The following is a 16373-nucleotide window of genomic DNA, read 5'->3' as shown; positions in this document are numbered from 1 at the left end:
CGGCCGCATTTGAAGGTAATACTATTTAATCATAAGTATGATTATGATTATTTCTTAATCCAGTGCATCATTTCACGCAATTGGCTACCTACAACTTCTACTGGGTGAGCAGCTTCGTTGCGGCGAGTAGCGGTAAGGAAAGCACGTCCGGATTGGTTCTCAAGGATAAAGTCACGAGCGAATTTACCTTCTTGAATATCTGTCAGAACAGCTTTCATAGCTTTTTTAGTATCTTCAGTTACAATGCGTGGTCCAGTTACATAGTCACCGTACTCAGCAGTGTTACTGATGGAATCGCGCATGCTGGACAATCCGCCTTCGTATACCATGTCAACGATCAGTTTCAATTCGTGCAGACATTCGAAGTAAGCCATCTCAGGAGCATATCCTGCTTCAGTCAATGTTTCGAAGCCAGCTTTGATCAGTGCGGATACACCACCGCAAAGTACAGCTTGTTCACCGAACAAGTCAGTTTCGGTTTCTTCACGGAAGGAAGTTTCGATAACCCCTGCGCGTGTACAGCCGATACCTTTTGCATAAGCAAGACCGATTTCTTTAGCTTTTCCAGTTGCATCTTGTTCGATAGCAATCAAGCCAGGAACGCCAAAGCCTTCAACATAAGTACGACGAACCATGTGACCTGGAGATTTTGGTGCTACAAGCAGCACGTCTGCATCTTTAGGAGCAACGATTTGTCCAAAGTGTACGTTAAAGCCGTGGGAGAACATCAAAGCTGCGCCTTTTTTGAGGTTTGGTTCTACTTCATTTTTATATACCGAAGCCTGTGTTTCATCTGGCATTAGGATTTGCACAACATCTGCACGGGATACTGCTTCAGCTACTGGCAATACTTCAAAACCGTCATTTTTCGCAGTTTCAAAAGATTTACCTTCACGAAGACCGATGACAACTTGAAGACCACTGTCACGCAGGTTTTGTGCTTGGGCATGTCCTTGGCTACCGTACCCGATTACCGCAATTGTCTTTCCTTTTAATACACTAAGTTCTGCATCCTGTTCATAGTACGTTGTAACTGCCATTGTCAATATCCTCCTTTAATTTGAGACCCATCATAAAGAGCGGGTGCTTCAAGAGAACTGGAATCATAGAAGATCTAGCTGCTCCTCAAGCTCCCGCTCTTTAGCGGGAAGTTCATTCATATCATATCAGATTAATGCAATCAAGCAGTAATCCGTTAAAGTCGCAAAATAAAATATTTAAGAGTTACCGCGTACCATAGCCGTAATACCCGTGCGAGACAGTTCTCTGATTCCATAAGGTTTCAAAAGCTCGATCATCGCATCAATCTTCACTGTATCTCCAACTACCTGTACTAACAATGTAGTGCTACCAATATCAACAACTGAAGCCCGGAAGGTTTCTACAACGCCCATAATTTCCGGACGCTCACTTGGATCGGCATTCACTTTAATCAGAGCCAGCTCACGAGCAACCATGGGCTTAGATCCAAGATCAACGACTTTAATTACATCAATTAACTTGTAGAGCTGCTTCTCGATTTGTTCAAGCGTATGCTGGTCTCCAAGAGTAACGATAACCATCCGGGACAATCCAACCTCTTCAGACTGGCCAACCGTTATACTCTCAATATTAAATCCGCGGCGACCGAACAAACCCGACACCCGTTGAAGCACACCCGGCTGGTCATTTACGAGTACAGAAATCGTATGTCTTGTCACTGTTATTCATCCCCCATCAGCATATGATCGATGGTTGAACCTTGAGTTACCATCGGGTAGACATTCTCGTCTTTTGGAACAACGAATTCTACCAATACTGGACCCGGTGTTTCCAGTGCTTTCTGCCATGCATCACGTGCTTCTTCCTTATTCGTCGCCCGTAGACCTTTTACACCATAGGCCTCAGCCAGCTTAACGAAGTCCGGACTGCCTGCGAGGTCTGTAAAGCTGTAACGTTTATCATAGATAAGATTCTGCCATTGGCGAACCATGCCAAGCACCTGATTGTTAATTACTACAATTTTGACTGGTATATTGTTAATCGCACATATCGCTAGCTCTTGGGAACACATTTGCATGCCGCCATCACCATTAATGGATACTACCAGCCGTTCAGGATGTGCCATCTGTGCACCGATAGCTGACGGGAATCCGAAGCCCATCGTTCCAAGACCGCCTGAAGTAATCCATGAACGCGGATGATTGAACTTATAGTATTGTGCAGCCCACATTTGATGCTGACCAACATCCGTTGTAACAATCGCTTCACCTTTAGTGGTGTCATTGATCATTTCAATCACCCATTGTGGTTTAAGCTCTGTTTCTGAATCCTTATACCGAAGCGGCTGATCTAGCTTCCACTGAGCAATCTGTGTTCTCCAAGCATCAGCATTAGATGCGCGGCCAACCTCAGGATTCAGCATTTCCAATACAGTTTTCACATCGCCTACAATCGGAATATCAGGCGATACATTTTTCCCGATTTCTGCAGGATCGATATCGATATGCACGATTTTGGCTTTTGGCGCGAAGCCGTCCAGTCTGCCAGTAACACGGTCATCAAAACGTGCACCGATATTAATGAGCAAATCGCACTGTTGGATCGCATTATTCGCGGTATACGTACCATGCATACCCGGCATTCCCATCCAAAGTTCTTCTGCACTAGGAAAAGCTCCGAGACCCAGCAAGGTTGTAGTAATTGGAATCTCTGTCCGTTTCACGAATTCGAACATAGCTTCATGTGCTCCGGAGTAAATAACTCCACCACCTGCAATGATGATCGGACGTTCAGCAACCGCAATCGCACGAACCAATTTATCAAGCTGCAGTTTGTTTGGAACTGTACAAGGATTGTAGCCCCGAAGATTCACTGTTTTCACTGGTGTGAACAACGTCTTCGCTGCTGACACGTCTTTCGGAATATCGATCAACACTGGACCTTTACGACCGGTATTCGCCACATGAAAAGCTTCATGTATAACACGCGGGAGATCCTCAACATCTCTTACAAAGTAGCTATGCTTAGTGATTGGCATCGTTATCCCGGTAATGTCTGCTTCCTGGAAAGCATCTGTACCGATCAGGCTGGAGAATACGTTACCTGTGATTACAACCAATGGAGTGGAGTCCATATATGCTGTAGCAATACCTGTTACAAGATTCGTTGCTCCGGGACCTGAGGTAGCTATACATACCCCTGGTTTGCCACTTGCTCTAGCGTAACCGTCAGCTGCATGAATAGCACCTTGCTCATGACGTGTTAACACGTGATTGAAATCCGTAAAACCGTACAATGCATCATAGATGTACAGTACAGCTCCACCCGGATATCCGAATACAGTGTCTACACCTTCTAATACAAGGCTGCGGAGTAATATCTCGGAACCGGAAATGACCTCCGGCTCCATCCATTTTTCTTTTAACTGCTCAGTAGACCGTAATTCCGGTATTTGCGCGCTCATCAGTATTCCTCCTCCGATATTTAACATTCATTATGCAAATGACGGACCGTCCTTTATACATCAGCAAATGGTTCCTTATAAAACAAAAAAACCTTTCGCCTCCCACGCACAGTATTAGCGCGTGAGGGACGAAAGGTTGATCTTCCGTGGTACCACCCATGTTTGCATTACATCTCGCGATGCAACGCCTTATCAGGTATACAAAAATCCATCGATGTAGGCAAGGGCCCTAATCTCTGTAACCTGAAGTCCCTAACGCGGACTAAACGATTTCCCCTAATAATTCCACCACTCTAGCCAGTGGACCTTTCAGGAAAACAGCTCCGAGGTGAGCTCGTATATAAGGGATTTCGGTGGAGGTTGCAGCAGATCCTCACACTCTCTGAGCAAAAGAGCCCTTAAAACTTCGTCCTCATCATTGCCGATACATGTATGTTCGATAAAATGTTTAGACACATTATATGATTCCTAACATGGATAAGTCAATACCCTTATTTTTAATATTGTCACAACTCCTACTTCTACGTGCTGGGAACCCCCACCATGCTCCCGACATATGATGTACGACAATGCGTAGAAAGGGGGCGCTCTATGATCCGTTATCGTCGACCCAAGCAGGATGACGTCATTATCCTTGATTTAATCGAGCGACAGCTTGTACCATTATCTCATTTGCCAAAGACTGAAATTGCCAAAATCAAAAAAGATATCCCCCGTCGTCTGGGACACGGTATCACCTTAGTCGCCTGTCCCGACTATGAGAGTGATCCAATGGGGTTTGTCCATTTCCTGCTGCATGGTGATTTACTTTATATCGATATGTTAGCCATAGCACCCGCAGCACGGCGCAAACACTTGGGGAATATGCTCATGGATCGAGCAGAACGATTTGCACTATCACGCGGATGTCATCGGGCTAAGGTATCCGTCGATTTAGGAAACACAGCAGCTCTTGCCTTTTATCAAAAATTGGGCTACAGCGTAGCCCGTTATCAATCCCTAAGCTTCTGTTACGAATTGGAGAAAAGGTTCATCTAGTTAAATCAAATTTCAACTGAACTTAAAAGAATCCGAAAGGTGGATAGGGTGTGCCTCCGTACCCGTAACCTCCATAAGGATTGCCATAGCCAGGACCTCCGCCATAAGGCGCTCCACCGCCATAGCCACCACCAAAAGCATAAGGTGCTGTACCAATGGCTAGCAAATCAAACAACACTAAAGGAATGATTGCTTTGGTTTGTACTTTTTTACCACTTACGCGTTGTAATATCAGACGATTTCCGGATACACGAAGCAGTTTCCCTGTCACCTGAGTACCGTCCTTTTTTACTGCAATGATCTGCTTACCCACGAGTCTCATAACCTGCTTCTTCGTAACTGGCTTAGTCATATGATCCCCTCCTAAATGTTTTGTACGCCTCTCATTTGCATCATCTACAAAACAGTCTATTCGATGGAAAGGACCTTCGCCTGTACACTTGCCCTCCTGCCTCAATGTTTATCCTTGCTGATCCTAATAAAAAAGCCGTATTTCCGGGAAAAGACCGGAAATACGGCTTTGAAAAGTTACATTTCTATCGCTTACCAGGATCGTATGGCTGTCCTAATGCCTTAGGAGCAGAGGATCGGCCTACAGCCCCTACCAGCACGATGATAGTCAGTACATAAGGGATCATAAAGATAAACTCTTGAGGAATATTTTGTGACCACTCATACAATTGAACATAGTTGCGAATCGCTTGGGAGAATCCGAAGAATACCGCTGCACCAAAGGCACCAAGTGGATTCCATTTCCCAAAGATCATCGCTGCAATGGCGATAAAACCTTGACCAGAGATTGTATTATGTCCAAAGGTTCCGGTTGTTGTTAAAGTGATTGTAGCTCCACCAATACCCGCCATCAATCCACTCAACATTACACCGATATATCTCATCCGATTAACTTTTACACCCAGTGTATCTGCAGCACTTGGATGCTCACCTACTGCACGCAAACGCAATCCAAATGGCGTCTTAAACAGAACCAAATAAATAACGATGACCAGTATTATGGCCAGATAAGTTGTAGGATAGGAATTAAAAATCCCTTCACCAATCACTGGGATTTTGGAGAGCCCAGGAATTGCAACCTTGCTAAACCCATCAATGATCGGAGTTTCAGCAGATCCATCAAACAGGAGCTTTACCATATAGAGCGTGCTTCCTGCAGCTAAAAAGTTAATAACCGTACCACTAATCGTCTGATCAGATTTAAAGGTTATAGATGCAACCGCATGAATTAGTGAGCCTAGCACACCAACAGCTATAGCACAGAGTACACCAACCCAAGGAGCCCATTCGCCCATTCCAGCGTCCTGAGCATAATAACCGCCTACTGCTGCCGCAAAGGCACCAAACATCATCAAACCTTCAAGTCCAATGTTTACGACACCGGAACGTTCAGAGAAGATGCCGCCAAGTGAGGCAAAAATGAGCGCTGTGGAAAAAACAAGCGTTGTATTAAGCAGTTGACCTAACGTCTGCAGATCCATCTATAACACCTTCTCTTTCTTGCGCTTGAAGTAAAAGGGCTTAAGCACCCAGCGCACAATCCCTTGTGCCGCAATAAAGAATATGATTGAACCAATAACGATACGAATAAGCTCTGGTGGAACATCTGCAGCAAAACTCATACCCGCAGAACCATAAGTCAGCGTACCGTAGAGAATCGCAGCCAGAATAACACCAAGTGGATGTGTTAAACCAAGAAGAGCAACAGCGATACCATCAAATCCATATCCTGGCGATGCCGCGAAAATAGCTTGATAATGGAATACACCAAGCACCTCTCCTGCTCCGGCCAGACCGGCGAATACACCACTTATGAACATTGCTTTCATAACGTTACGTCCAACATTCATCCCTGCATATTCGGCAGCATGTGGATTGTAACCAACTGCACGCATTTCGTAGCCCTGCTTGGTCTTCCATAAGTACACATAGAAGAATACCGCTGCAGCAAGAGCAATAGCTGTACCCCAGTGTAGACGTGCATTATCAAATATCGAATTCAAAAAGGTCATGGAAAGCGAGGCCGGAATATCCTCGGAACGATTTTGTCCTGGAAGCAACAAAAAGTTTCTAACGATGTAATTCGACAGGTAAAGAGCAATCCAGTTTAACATGATTGTGGTAATAACTTCGTTAATCCCACGTTTTGCTTTCAAATAACCGGCAATCCCTGCCCATAAACCACCGCAGACACCCGCAATAATTACAGCAAGCGGGACAAGCAGGAAGGATGGCAGACCTGCCATCTTAATACCCACCACTGTTGCCGCTGTCATACCAATCATTACTTGGCCATCTGCCCCGATATTAAACATCCCTGAACGGAATGCGAAAGCTACGGCTAGCCCGGTAAGCATTAATGGTGTCATTTCGCGCACAGCTTCACCAAAGTTATACAAATTACCAAACACACGTTTGAACAGTGCGGAGTAAGCAGTTATCGGATCATAACCGCCCAGAAGCATAACTATTGCTCCCACAAGAAAACCAAGCACGATGGCAACCAGAGGAACGATGTAGCTGTCAGTTGTGAAGATTTTTTTGAACTTATTCAACTGCCTTACCTCCCCGCTGCAAGCTGCCTGCCATCATAAGACCCAGTTCCTGATCATTCGTATCTTGCGGGAACACTTCACCGACAATTTTCCCTTCATAGATAACAGCGATTCTGTCAGAGACGTTCATAATCTCGTCCAATTCAAAGGAAATAAGTAGAACAGCCTTTCCTTGATCACGCTGAGCTATGAGTTGCTTCTGAACAAATTCGATAGCCCCAACATCTAAACCGCGCGTAGGTTGTGCGGCAATTAACAATGTCGGATTTTTATCTATTTCCCGCGCAATAATCGCTTTCTGTTGATTTCCGCCGGATAAAGAACGGGCTTTGGTCTCTATTGAAGGTGTACGTACATCAAATTGCTCTATAAGCTTCGCTGCGTACTTATCAATGACATCATTTTGCAAAAAGCCATTTTTGTTGTAAGGACTCTTATAATAGGTTTCCAAAACCATATTCTCACTCATGGTGAAATCAAGCACTAATCCATGCTTGTGGCGGTCCTCAGGAATATGAGAGACATTCATCTCTGAAACCTTCCGCGGTGATAAATTAGCAATTTCATTGCCAGAAACGGTTATCGAACCCGAATCAATTTTGCGCAGACCTGTAATGGCCTGGATCAACTCACTTTGTCCATTGCCATCTACGCCAGCAATCCCGAGAATTTCCCCTGCTTTAACTTCAAAGCTAAGACCATCCAGTACGGAGACCCCGTCTTTACTCTTACTGCTGACATCCTTCAGTTTGAGTACAGATTGGCCAACCTCAGGAGCTTTCTTGTCCACTTTAAAAGTTACGCCACGCCCAACCATTTTTTCAGCTAGCTCATTAGGATTGGTCTCTGCGGTATTCACAGTATCAATTACTTTCCCACGTCTAATAATGGTGACCCGATCAGATATTTGCATGATTTCTTTAAGCTTATGCGTGATCAAAATAATGGATTTTCCCTCTGCAACAAGCCGCTTCATAATCGCCATGAGTTCCGTAATTTCTTGAGGCGTAAGTACTGCGGTCGGCTCATCAAATATGAGAATATCCGCTCCACGGTACAGGGTCTTCATAATTTCTACCCTTTGCTGCATACCTACCGAAATGTCATGAATAACGGCATTTGGATTCACTTGCAGGCCATATTGCTCCGATAGCTTCCGAACCTGTTCCGCAGCGGATTTATAGTCAATTTTAAGACCTTTTTTCGGCTCCATCCCAAGAACAATATTCTCGGTCACCGTAAAAGGCTCCACAAGCTTGAAATGCTGATGAACCATACCAATACCAAGCTCAATAGCTTTATTGGGGTTATCAATAATAACCGGTTTCCCGTCGATTTCAATACTGCCTTCATCCGGTTGATACAATCCAAATACAATGTTCATTAAAGTGGACTTGCCTGCACCATTCTCACCAAGCAATGCAAGGATTTCACCCTTTTTAAGCGTCAAGCTAATGGAATCGTTAGCAACAATACCGGGAAAGCGTTTTGTGATTTGCTTCAACTCTACGACAGGAGCCGCAGCACTCATGGAATCACCCTCATCACAGAATATATAACTACCTTATAGACACGGATGTACCGCCCTTTGTAAGGCGGTATATCTATGTTCCTCTTATCATAACCAGTGCTTTAACAAGGAATAAGGCCAGCACAACACCGGCCTTATTCTTTGATCCTTATTGTAATGCAATAAATGGAGACTAACTATTACTCGGAAGGAACAGTGATTGTTCCATCAATGATTTGTTTTTTGTATTCTTCAACTTTAGCTAGGATCTCTTCAGAAACGTTGTCCTTAGTATCAGAAATACCTACACCATTATCTTTCAGACCAAGAACGGTTGTAGTACCGCCCTTGAACGTACCGTCAATTACTTCTTTAGAAACTTTAAGAACAGCTTCGTCTACACGTTTGATCATGGAAGTCAAAGTAACGTCAGTACCAAACTCGATGGATTGGTCTTTATCTACACCAATAACCCATACTTTAGTACCGCCTGCTTTGTTACGAGCTTTAGCTTCGTTGAATACGCCATTTCCTGTTTGTCCAGCAGCAGGGAAGATAATGTCGTTTCCGTCGTTATACAATGTAGCCGCAAGAGATTTACCAACGTCTGGTTTGTCATAACCACCAGCATAAGTAGGTGTTACTTTAGCTGAAGGGTTAACTGCTGCTACACCAGCTTTAAAGCCAGCTTCAAAACGTTTGATTACAGGGCTTTCCAGACCACCGATGAATGCAACTTTGTTAGTTTTTGTAGTCAGACCAGCAACCACACCAACCAAGAAGGAACCTTCATTTTCGGAGAAAGTAACGGAAGCTACGTTAGGAGCTTCAACTACGCTATCAATGATAGCCAAGTTAGCATTTGGGTTCTCAGTAGCTACTTTTTTAATTGCGTCGCCAAGATCAAAACCAATACCCCAAGTCAAGTTGTATCCATCTTTAACGAAGGAGTTAAGGTTTGGCTCATAGTCAGCATTTGATTTACTTTGCAAGTACTTAACGCCACTACCTGTTTCTTTTTCAAGAGCTTGCAATGCTTCCCATGCGGATTGGTTAAACGATTTATCGTTTACGCCACCAATGTCAGTAACCATACCAAATTTGAAATCGGATTTAGGTGCGTTTGTTCCTGCATTGGTTCCTGCATTAGTTTCACCTTTAGCGGCGTTGTTATTGTTGTTTCCACAGCCTGTCAAAACGACTGTAAGAGACAGCAACATTGCAAGAGATAGCTTTAAACCTTTTTTCATTGAATGTAATCCCCCTTAAAATATTGGATGTCTTCTGTGTTCTGCTTGGACATTCCATTAGTTCAAATTATAACTGCAATAAAATCTAAAATCCAGTGCATAAATGACCTCAGGTCAATAATAATTTGCACTTTTTAGCAAGTAACCGCTTTCCATGACATAGCATGTTACAGTTATGTCTGGTTAATGTCAGAAACCCTGATTTTACTCTGTATAGTATTCCAACACATTACAAATATTATTGCACACTTAAGTGTTTTCTATTATTATGATTCCTTAGTAATTGCACTGAAAGGAAGTTATCAGATCATGACCGAAGAAATAAATCCACAAACAACACCGGCCTTCAAATATTGCCGTGAATCCCGTGTCTTCAAAACCGGACGCGTTTTCCCTAATGATGTCAATAATCACAAAACATTATTCGGTGGCAAGCTTATGAGCGGCATTGATGAAGTAGCCTCCATTTCAGCTATGCGCCATTGTCGAACTAACGTCGTCACAGCCTCTACAGACTCTGTAGACTTCTTGAGACCCATTCGCCCTACTGACTCCGTATGCTTTGAATCCTTCGTCTCCTGGACCGGACGGACAAGCATAGAGGTGTTTGTGAAGATCATTTCAGAAAATCTATATACTGGAGAGCGCGCTGTCGCTGCTACTTCATTCCTAACCTTTGTCGCAGTCGAAGAGGATGGCACGCCTACTCCGGTCCCAGCTATCATCCCAGAGACAGACGAAGAGAAGCTGATCAACGAATCTGCTAATGAACGTTCCGAGCTACGAAAAGTTCGCCGCAATATCAGCAAAAAACTCGCCGCTCAATTAAACACCATAAAGTACTGGGAATAGCTCTGCAGATGCAGAGCTTTTTCTTTTATGTAGGGAATGTCAACGCTGCTTCATCCCTATCTTACCGCACAAAAAAGCACCGCTGCATGGGCAACCCGCAGGCGGTGCTTTTCGGTTATATTACAACACTTACGCGTTGATTTTCTCTTTAGCAATACCAGCCAAGGAGTTGAATGCGTTAAGATCATTCACAGCCAGATCAGCCAGCATTTTACGGTTAACTTCTACACCAGCCAATTTCAGGCCGTATACAAGCTTGCTGTAAGAAAGACCGTTCAAACGAGCTGCTGCATTAATACGAACGATCCACAGTCTGCGGAAGTTACGTTTAGTTTGACGACGGTCGCGGTAAGCGTAAACCATCGATTTCATTACTTGTTCTTTAGCTGTTTTAAAAATACGGTGTTTAGAACCGAAATAACCTTTTGCCAATTTCAACACTTTTTTATGTTTACGACGAACTACAAATCCGCCCTTAACTCTTGCCATATTAATAAACCTCCCAAAAATGTGTAATAAACTATTTCAAGTTAGCCAATCCTTGTTTCAAACGTCTTACATCCCCAGGGGCCATTACTGGATTTCCGTTCAGAACGCGCTTAGCGCGTTTAGATTTGTGGGACAGCAAGTGGTTTTTGTGAGCTTTGTAACGTGTTACTTTACCAGTTCCGGTAATTTTGAAGCGGCCTTTCAGGCTGCTGTGTGTTTTCATCTTAGGCATGGTGTTTCCTCCTTGAATATTATGCGGCGCCAAATTGCAGATAAGCAAGTGACTCCAGATTTATTGAGCTTTAGGAGCCAAAATCATAATCATGCTGCGGCCTTCCAGCTTTGGCTGGCGCTCAACAACAGATATATCAGCCACTTCGTTCTTCACTCGTTCGAGGATTTTTTGGCCGATATTCGCGTGTGTAATCTCACGTCCGCGGAAACGTACGGAGCACTTCACTTTATCGCCCTCACCCAAGAACTTGATCACATTGCGGAACTTAGTTTGATAATCATGTTCCTCAATGTTAGCACGGAACCAGACTTCCTTGATATCAACGACCTTCTGGTTTTTACGCGCTTCCTTCTCTTTCTTCTGCGTTTCATAACGGAACTTGCCGTAATCCATGATGCGGCATACCGGCGGCTTAGCCTGTGGTGCTACATTGACTAGATCCAGATTAAGATCGATCGCCATTTGCAGCGCTTCGCGGATCGGTTTAATTCCGATTTGCTCACCTTCCGCACCAACCAACCGTACCTCTTTGGCCCGAATTTCATCATTGATCATATGTTCCTTACTGATAACTCTCCACCTCCGGATCTTTTTAACAACTATTCTCACGTAACTCCATAAAAAAGGGGTGCCGGTAACACCCGACACCCCGTGTTTGATCAACGTTCATGAACATTAACATTCATAAAGCATTGAGATCAAAACCAGCCGGCGAATATGCCAGTCAGGTGAGAAGCAGGTGCTTCTTCTTGCAATCCCTATGATTTGCGTACTTGAATACTATACACCACACTATTTGGGGTGTCAATCCTTTTATGCAGAAATTTCGTGAATTTTATACCTGCTTACTTTGTACTTCTTCAAGTCGTACTACGCGAGTATGCTTGGTATGGCTCCATTGCTTATTGTTCTGCGTGAAGAACGCATAGAACGTAATCGGATACCACGAGATCAAGTAGATCGGGAAGAATACAAGATAAGCATATACTTTCTTGAACGTAACCTTCTCCAATGCCATCGCAATACCAAAAGTCACCAGATTGGCGCCAATAGCTAGGAAGCTGAGCCAGATCGGCAAGCTGCCGTAAATGTTAGCGATATTCGGTCCGTTAAAGAACGCCATATCCACCCACATTACCGCCGTCATTAAAAAAGTGAGCAATACAATATATACATTCGCTCCATAAAGCGCGAGGTCAAACTTCGTTAAGCTGCGTTCTTTAATACTTTGCCAAAGCAATGGAAAAAAATAACGGCGAGCCACAGTGAAGTGCCCCTGCATCCAACGCAAACGCTGTCTTGAAGAGGCCTTGAAGGTTAACGGCTTCTCATCAAATACCTTTGCATCATAATTGAACTTAGGATATACACCATGTGCTGCACTACGCATCGTAAACTCCAAGTCCTCGACCAAACTTGTAGCTCCCCAGCCCATTTCTTTAAGAAGTGTGGTCTCAAAACACATTCCCGTTCCGCCAAGGAAGTTAGCCATATTTAAATTATGGCGTGAAAGTTGCCACAAACGGTTAATATACCAGTACGAAATACCATAAGCAGCTGTAATCCAGGAATCCTCTGGATTCTTGGTGTCGATATAACCTTGGATTACCCGTGCACCTGAACAAAGATCATTATTCATCTCCATCAGGAACTCAGTATGCGCCAAGTTATCGGCATCGAACATGACAACAGCATCATATTGCCGCGGCATAGCCCACAGCTCTTTAAGCATCCATTCTATTGCGTAGCCTTTACCTCTCAGATTTGCATTGGTGCGGACACAAGCGTTCATGCCGTGTTCTCTAACGATGCGAGCTGTACCGTCTGTACAATTGTCACAAATTACAAATACATCGTACAGTTCTGATGGATAATTAAGCTGCTTCAGATTCTCCATTAATGCGCCGACAACTTCTTCCTCGTTATGTGCGGCAACAAGTACGGCAAAAGATTTTTCCGGCTTATACTGCGTTTTTTTCTTTTTCCTGTGCAGTCCGAATAATGAAAACGTAAACTGATAGACTGCGATTGCTGCCAAGATCACTTGGAGCGTAACAAACAGTGCGTCTGTCATGACCTTTTGATGCCCCCTTTTTTCACTCTTGGTGTTCTTTTTTTCTCTCTAGCTTGCTTGACGTTCTTTCTGACCCTTTTGTTGCATCCCTTAACAATAGACCAAGAGTATTCTTATTCTCGGCAGACTTCACAATTTTTATATATGCTGTTTAAAAGAATTCTATGGATTCCTTTTTTTGAATCCTTATTTATCTCTTACCCTTTTAAACAGGTTTAGTCTGCTTGAATCATTGTAAAGCGTAATAGTGCTCTAAGTCAAAACTGGCAAATTTCGTGTAAACCTGAGCTTTTCCTTGAAATGAACTACCTTTAAAAAGTATGATTAAGACAGATCTAAGCTATAGAACGGATTACTGCATTAACATCTGTTAACGGTAGCCGGACTAGCGGAGGGAATTAGATATGAGACATTTATTCATGAAACTACATCTCTGGGAGCGGCATCTTTTTAAGTGGATCAACGGACGAATGCATAATCGTTTTTTGAACTTTTGGCTCTTTTACCTTACTCATTTGGGTGGAGCTACAAGCACGATTGTTATCAATATACTGGTATGGGTATTAGCTCCTGAGCCTTGGAGAACTACAGGTTTACAAGCCTTAACAGCACTAGCTGTCAGCCATATACCCGTAGCTATCGCCAAAAAACTGTACCCGCGTATGCGTCCTTATCTGGCGTTACCGGAAACCAATACTTTTCGTAATCCATTAAAGGATCATTCTTTTCCATCTGGTCATACTACAGCTATCTTTGCTTCTACGGTCCCTTATATGCTGGCGTTTCCTGCTTTGACCGTTATTCTGCTGCCGCTAGCTTGTATTGTCGGATTTTCTCGTATTTATCTTGGATTGCATTATCCATCAGATGTTATAGCTGGCGCAGTGATCGGTTCCTGCGTAGCAGCTGGTACTATAGCCTTATGGATGTAAAGCATTTATTGTTAATAACCGGGAAAACCCTTGAGAATAGGTGAATCAACATTGCGTAAAAAAAGAATCTTAATACTCTCGGAAGGTTTTGGCGCCGGACATACACAAGCAGCTTATGCGTTGTCGAGCAGTCTGCGCCAATTATCGCCTAATTTACAAACGAAGGTGCTAGAACTTGGAAATTTTTTAAACCCCAAGATGGCACCTATTATTCTGTCTGCTTACCGAAAGACGGTAACGACACAGCCAAAATTGATGGGTTATGTCTACCGTCACCAGAAATCATTCAATCGTCTTACCACGCTTGCCTTGCATCGTATATTTTATACGCATGCCAAAAATATTGTGAGGCAACTGAAACCCGACGTAATTGTCTGCACACATTTTATTCCAGGTGCTGTAGTGTCCCGCCTAAAGAGATTGGATCCTACCCTAAATGTGCCGCTCGTCACCGTCATAACGGATTATGATGCGCATGCAACCTGGATTAGCCCAGAGGTAGACCTTTACCTGGTTTCAACACCTGAGGTTAAATCCAAATTGCGCAGCCGAAATATTCCTGCCACGAAAATTCAGGTAACAGGTATACCGATACACCCTAATTTTTGGAAGCATCCCGGAAAGCAGGAGATTCGAGAGCAATTCAATCTGCGGGAGATGCCAACCGTTCTTGTCATGGGCGGCGGCTGGGGAATCATGAACGACCAAGTCGTAAACGCTTGTCTGGCGGAATGGCGTGAGAAGATTCAGATTGTTTTCTGTCTCGGCAATAACGAACAGCTGCTAAAGGAAATGAAAGAAGACCCGCATTATAATCATCCTAATATTTCCTTACTCGGCTTTACGCGTGAAATCCACAAGCTGATGGAGGTGTCCGATCTGCTGGTTACAAAACCGGGAGGAATGACCTGCAGTGAAGGGCTTGCAAAAGGTATTCCGATGCTCTTCCATCACCCTCTTCCCGGGCAGGAGGAGGAGAATTGCCGCTACTTTACTGCAGCCGGCTTCGGAGAACCCATCGAATCTTTAGAGGTTGTCGAAATGTGGATGGAGCGCCTCTTAAACAACTATGAGGATGTGCAAAACAAGCGCAAACTTCATCTTGAAGAAATTGCGCGCTACCATCCTTTACAATGTGCTCAGAGTATCATTGAATTATTGGAATAGTTAATTAAAAAAGCGGCAGCCTCCAAACTACTTTACTTGGAGAGTTGCCGCTTTTTTATTGAAGCATGCCATTTGAAGCAGTACTTTGTAACTACAGCCGATATTTATCCAATCGGGTAGCCTGATACTGTTTGAGTGCTTCTGCACCTACAATTGCCTCGCAACGATGGATATTCACGCCACGTCCGACAAATTTCGTCTCATATTCTGTCATGATATGATCCTCGTTGATGATGCCATCTGCATGTAGGTCCAAAGAAATATTTTTCATCTGCAAGCCAAAGTCCGCAAAGGCATTTAATGAGAACTCAAAAAGACTGCGGGAATCTGTTTTCAGATGAATTTCACCTAGATCGCTAAGCAAACCGCGATATTTGTCAAGAAAACGCGGATGTGTCAAACGACGCCGGGCATGCTTGCTTTTAGGCCACGGATCGCTGAAATTAAGATAAATCCGTTCAAGCTCTCCCGGAGCAAATACTTCCTCAGCATAATCGATATTTGCAAGAGCCAATTTCAGGTTAGGCGGTGTTTCATGTCCTGCCGGCTCCCATACTGCTCTAGCCTTATCTCCAGCACGGCGGATCAGCTCATCATACATATCCACTCCGATAAAGTTAATATCAGGATATTTAAAGCTCATTTGGCTGATAAACTGTCCTTTGCCCATTCCGAACTCCACATGGATCGGATGATCGTTACCGAACAGCTTGGACCACTCACCTTTATAACTCCGAGGATCTAGAATGACTAAATCCGTCTGTTCTTCCAAACTTTCACGTATTCCTTTTCTTCCGCGTAAACGCATAGGTAT

General features: G+C 43.8%; 17 protein-coding genes and 1 other annotated feature. Of the genes, 4 read left to right on the top strand and 13 right to left on the bottom strand.

The window, feature by feature from the left end; translation table 11 throughout:
- Positions 1-47: 47 nt before the first annotated feature.
- From ilvC to ilvB, 3 genes are all read right to left on the bottom strand, one after another.
- A complete protein-coding gene (gene ilvC, locus NST25_RS06370; protein WP_036679485.1) occupies positions 48-1040 on the bottom strand; it encodes a ketol-acid reductoisomerase in 993 nt (330 codons plus the stop codon).
- A gap of 177 nt (positions 1041-1217) precedes the next feature.
- Complete coding sequence (gene ilvN, locus NST25_RS06365; protein WP_170914191.1) at positions 1218-1706, bottom strand: acetolactate synthase small subunit; 489 nt, start codon at positions 1704-1706, stop codon at positions 1218-1220.
- Complete coding sequence (ilvB, locus tag NST25_RS06360; protein WP_036679490.1) at positions 1703-3445, bottom strand: biosynthetic-type acetolactate synthase large subunit; 1743 nt, start codon at positions 3443-3445, stop codon at positions 1703-1705. The genes ilvN and ilvB overlap by 4 nt, the downstream gene beginning before the upstream one ends.
- A 591-nt stretch (positions 3446-4036) precedes the next feature.
- On the opposite strand from ilvB, the gene NST25_RS06355 reads away from it, so the two are divergent.
- Positions 4037-4483 carry a GNAT family N-acetyltransferase gene (locus NST25_RS06355; protein ID WP_036679492.1) on the top strand — a complete coding sequence of 149 codons (447 nt, stop codon included), beginning with the start codon at positions 4037-4039 and terminating at the stop codon, positions 4481-4483.
- 22 nt (positions 4484-4505) lie between these two features.
- On the opposite strand, the gene NST25_RS06350 is transcribed toward NST25_RS06355, so the two are convergent.
- The 5 genes from NST25_RS06350 to NST25_RS06330 form a co-directional block, all read right to left on the bottom strand.
- Positions 4506-4835 (bottom strand): hypothetical protein, encoded by a 330-nt coding sequence (locus NST25_RS06350; RefSeq protein ID WP_076128060.1) that lies wholly within the window; start codon positions 4833-4835, stop codon positions 4506-4508.
- 184 nt (positions 4836-5019) lie between these two features.
- Positions 5020-5976 carry an ABC transporter permease gene (locus NST25_RS06345; RefSeq protein ID WP_036679496.1) on the bottom strand — a complete coding sequence of 319 codons (957 nt, stop codon included), beginning with the start codon at positions 5974-5976 and terminating at the stop codon, positions 5020-5022.
- The gene (locus tag NST25_RS06340) at positions 5977-7050 is read right to left on the bottom strand and encodes an ABC transporter permease (protein ID WP_076107269.1); all 1074 of its coding nucleotides are present in this window, start codon (positions 7048-7050) and stop codon (positions 5977-5979) included.
- Positions 7043-8581 (bottom strand): ABC transporter ATP-binding protein, encoded by a 1539-nt coding sequence (locus tag NST25_RS06335; protein WP_036679500.1) that lies wholly within the window; start codon positions 8579-8581, stop codon positions 7043-7045. Before NST25_RS06335 ends, NST25_RS06340 begins: the two co-directional genes overlap by 8 nt.
- A 179-nt stretch (positions 8582-8760) precedes the next feature.
- Positions 8761-9810: a BMP family ABC transporter substrate-binding protein gene (locus tag NST25_RS06330; RefSeq protein WP_076107271.1), complete on the bottom strand. Its 1050-nt coding sequence runs from the start codon at positions 9808-9810 to the stop codon at positions 8761-8763.
- A gap of 309 nt (positions 9811-10119) precedes the next feature.
- On the opposite strand from NST25_RS06330, the gene NST25_RS06325 reads away from it, so the two are divergent.
- A complete protein-coding gene (locus NST25_RS06325; protein ID WP_051491073.1) occupies positions 10120-10662 on the top strand; it encodes an acyl-CoA thioesterase in 543 nt (180 codons plus the stop codon).
- 129 nt (positions 10663-10791) lie between these two features.
- On the opposite strand, the gene rplT is transcribed toward NST25_RS06325, so the two are convergent.
- The 4 genes from rplT to NST25_RS06305 all read right to left on the bottom strand — a co-directional run bounded on the left by rplT (position 10792) and on the right by NST25_RS06305 (position 13460).
- Positions 10792-11151, bottom strand: a complete 360-nt coding sequence (gene rplT, locus NST25_RS06320) for a 50S ribosomal protein L20 (protein ID WP_036679505.1) — start codon at positions 11149-11151, stop codon at positions 10792-10794.
- Positions 11152-11182: 31 nt separating this feature from the next.
- Complete coding sequence (gene rpmI, locus NST25_RS06315; protein WP_036679507.1) at positions 11183-11383, bottom strand: 50S ribosomal protein L35; 201 nt, start codon at positions 11381-11383, stop codon at positions 11183-11185.
- Between the two features lie 60 nt (positions 11384-11443).
- Positions 11444-11941, bottom strand: a complete 498-nt coding sequence (gene infC / locus NST25_RS06310; RefSeq protein WP_036679510.1) for a translation initiation factor IF-3 — start codon at positions 11939-11941, stop codon at positions 11444-11446.
- Positions 11942-11998: 57 nt separating this feature from the next.
- Positions 11999-12143, bottom strand: a sequence feature (ribosomal protein L20 leader region).
- 78 nt (positions 12144-12221) lie between these two features.
- A complete protein-coding gene (locus NST25_RS06305) occupies positions 12222-13460 on the bottom strand; it encodes a glycosyltransferase family 2 protein (RefSeq protein ID WP_036679513.1) in 1239 nt (412 codons plus the stop codon).
- 404 nt (positions 13461-13864) lie between these two features.
- On the opposite strand from NST25_RS06305, the gene NST25_RS06300 reads away from it, so the two are divergent.
- Together NST25_RS06300 and NST25_RS06295 are read left to right on the top strand one after the other, a co-directional pair.
- Complete coding sequence (locus tag NST25_RS06300; protein ID WP_076128062.1) at positions 13865-14392, top strand: phosphatase PAP2 family protein; 528 nt, start codon at positions 13865-13867, stop codon at positions 14390-14392.
- Positions 14393-14443: 51 nt separating this feature from the next.
- Positions 14444-15559, top strand: coding sequence for a glycosyltransferase (locus NST25_RS06295; protein WP_340393487.1), 1116 nt, complete (start codon positions 14444-14446; stop codon positions 15557-15559).
- Between the two features lie 91 nt (positions 15560-15650).
- On the opposite strand, the gene trmB is transcribed toward NST25_RS06295, so the two are convergent.
- Positions 15651-16367 carry a tRNA (guanosine(46)-N7)-methyltransferase TrmB gene (gene trmB, locus NST25_RS06290; RefSeq protein ID WP_036679523.1) on the bottom strand — a complete coding sequence of 239 codons (717 nt, stop codon included), beginning with the start codon at positions 16365-16367 and terminating at the stop codon, positions 15651-15653.
- Positions 16368-16373 lie beyond the last annotated feature (6 nt).

It is taken from the genome of Paenibacillus sp. FSL E2-0190 (assembly GCF_037992965.1).
GTDB classification, from domain to species: Bacteria; Bacillota; Bacilli; order Paenibacillales; family Paenibacillaceae; genus Paenibacillus_AQ; species Paenibacillus_AQ odorifer.
The sequence above is the reverse complement of the archived record's forward strand: the minus strand, read 5'-3'. Positions and strand labels throughout refer to the sequence as shown.

Coding starts and splice junctions, on each gene's coding strand:
- ilvC (WP_036679485.1), bottom strand. CDS start 1,040: ATGGCAGTTACAACGTACTATGAACAGGATGCAGAACTTAGTGTATTA.
- ilvB (WP_036679490.1), bottom strand. CDS start 3,445: ATGAGCGCGCAAATACCGGAATTACGGTCTACTGAGCAGTTAAAAGAA.
- NST25_RS06355 (WP_036679492.1), top strand. CDS start 4,037: ATGATCCGTTATCGTCGACCCAAGCAGGATGACGTCATTATCCTTGAT.
- NST25_RS06350 (WP_076128060.1), bottom strand. CDS start 4,835: ATGACTAAGCCAGTTACGAAGAAGCAGGTTATGAGACTCGTGGGTAAG.
- NST25_RS06345 (WP_036679496.1), bottom strand. CDS start 5,976: ATGGATCTGCAGACGTTAGGTCAACTGCTTAATACAACGCTTGTTTTT.
- NST25_RS06335 (WP_036679500.1), bottom strand. CDS start 8,581: ATGAGTGCTGCGGCTCCTGTCGTAGAGTTGAAGCAAATCACAAAACGC.
- NST25_RS06330 (WP_076107271.1), bottom strand. CDS start 9,810: ATGAAAAAAGGTTTAAAGCTATCTCTTGCAATGTTGCTGTCTCTTACA.
- NST25_RS06325 (WP_051491073.1), top strand. CDS start 10,120: ATGACCGAAGAAATAAATCCACAAACAACACCGGCCTTCAAATATTGC.
- rplT (WP_036679505.1), bottom strand. CDS start 11,151: ATGGCAAGAGTTAAGGGCGGATTTGTAGTTCGTCGTAAACATAAAAAA.
- rpmI (WP_036679507.1), bottom strand. CDS start 11,383: ATGCCTAAGATGAAAACACACAGCAGCCTGAAAGGCCGCTTCAAAATT.
- infC (WP_036679510.1), bottom strand. CDS start 11,941: ATGATCAATGATGAAATTCGGGCCAAAGAGGTACGGTTGGTTGGTGCG.
- NST25_RS06305 (WP_036679513.1), bottom strand. CDS start 13,460: ATGACAGACGCACTGTTTGTTACGCTCCAAGTGATCTTGGCAGCAATC.
- NST25_RS06300 (WP_076128062.1), top strand. CDS start 13,865: ATGAGACATTTATTCATGAAACTACATCTCTGGGAGCGGCATCTTTTT.
- trmB (WP_036679523.1), bottom strand. CDS start 16,367: ATGCGTTTACGCGGAAGAAAAGGAATACGTGAAAGTTTGGAAGAACAG.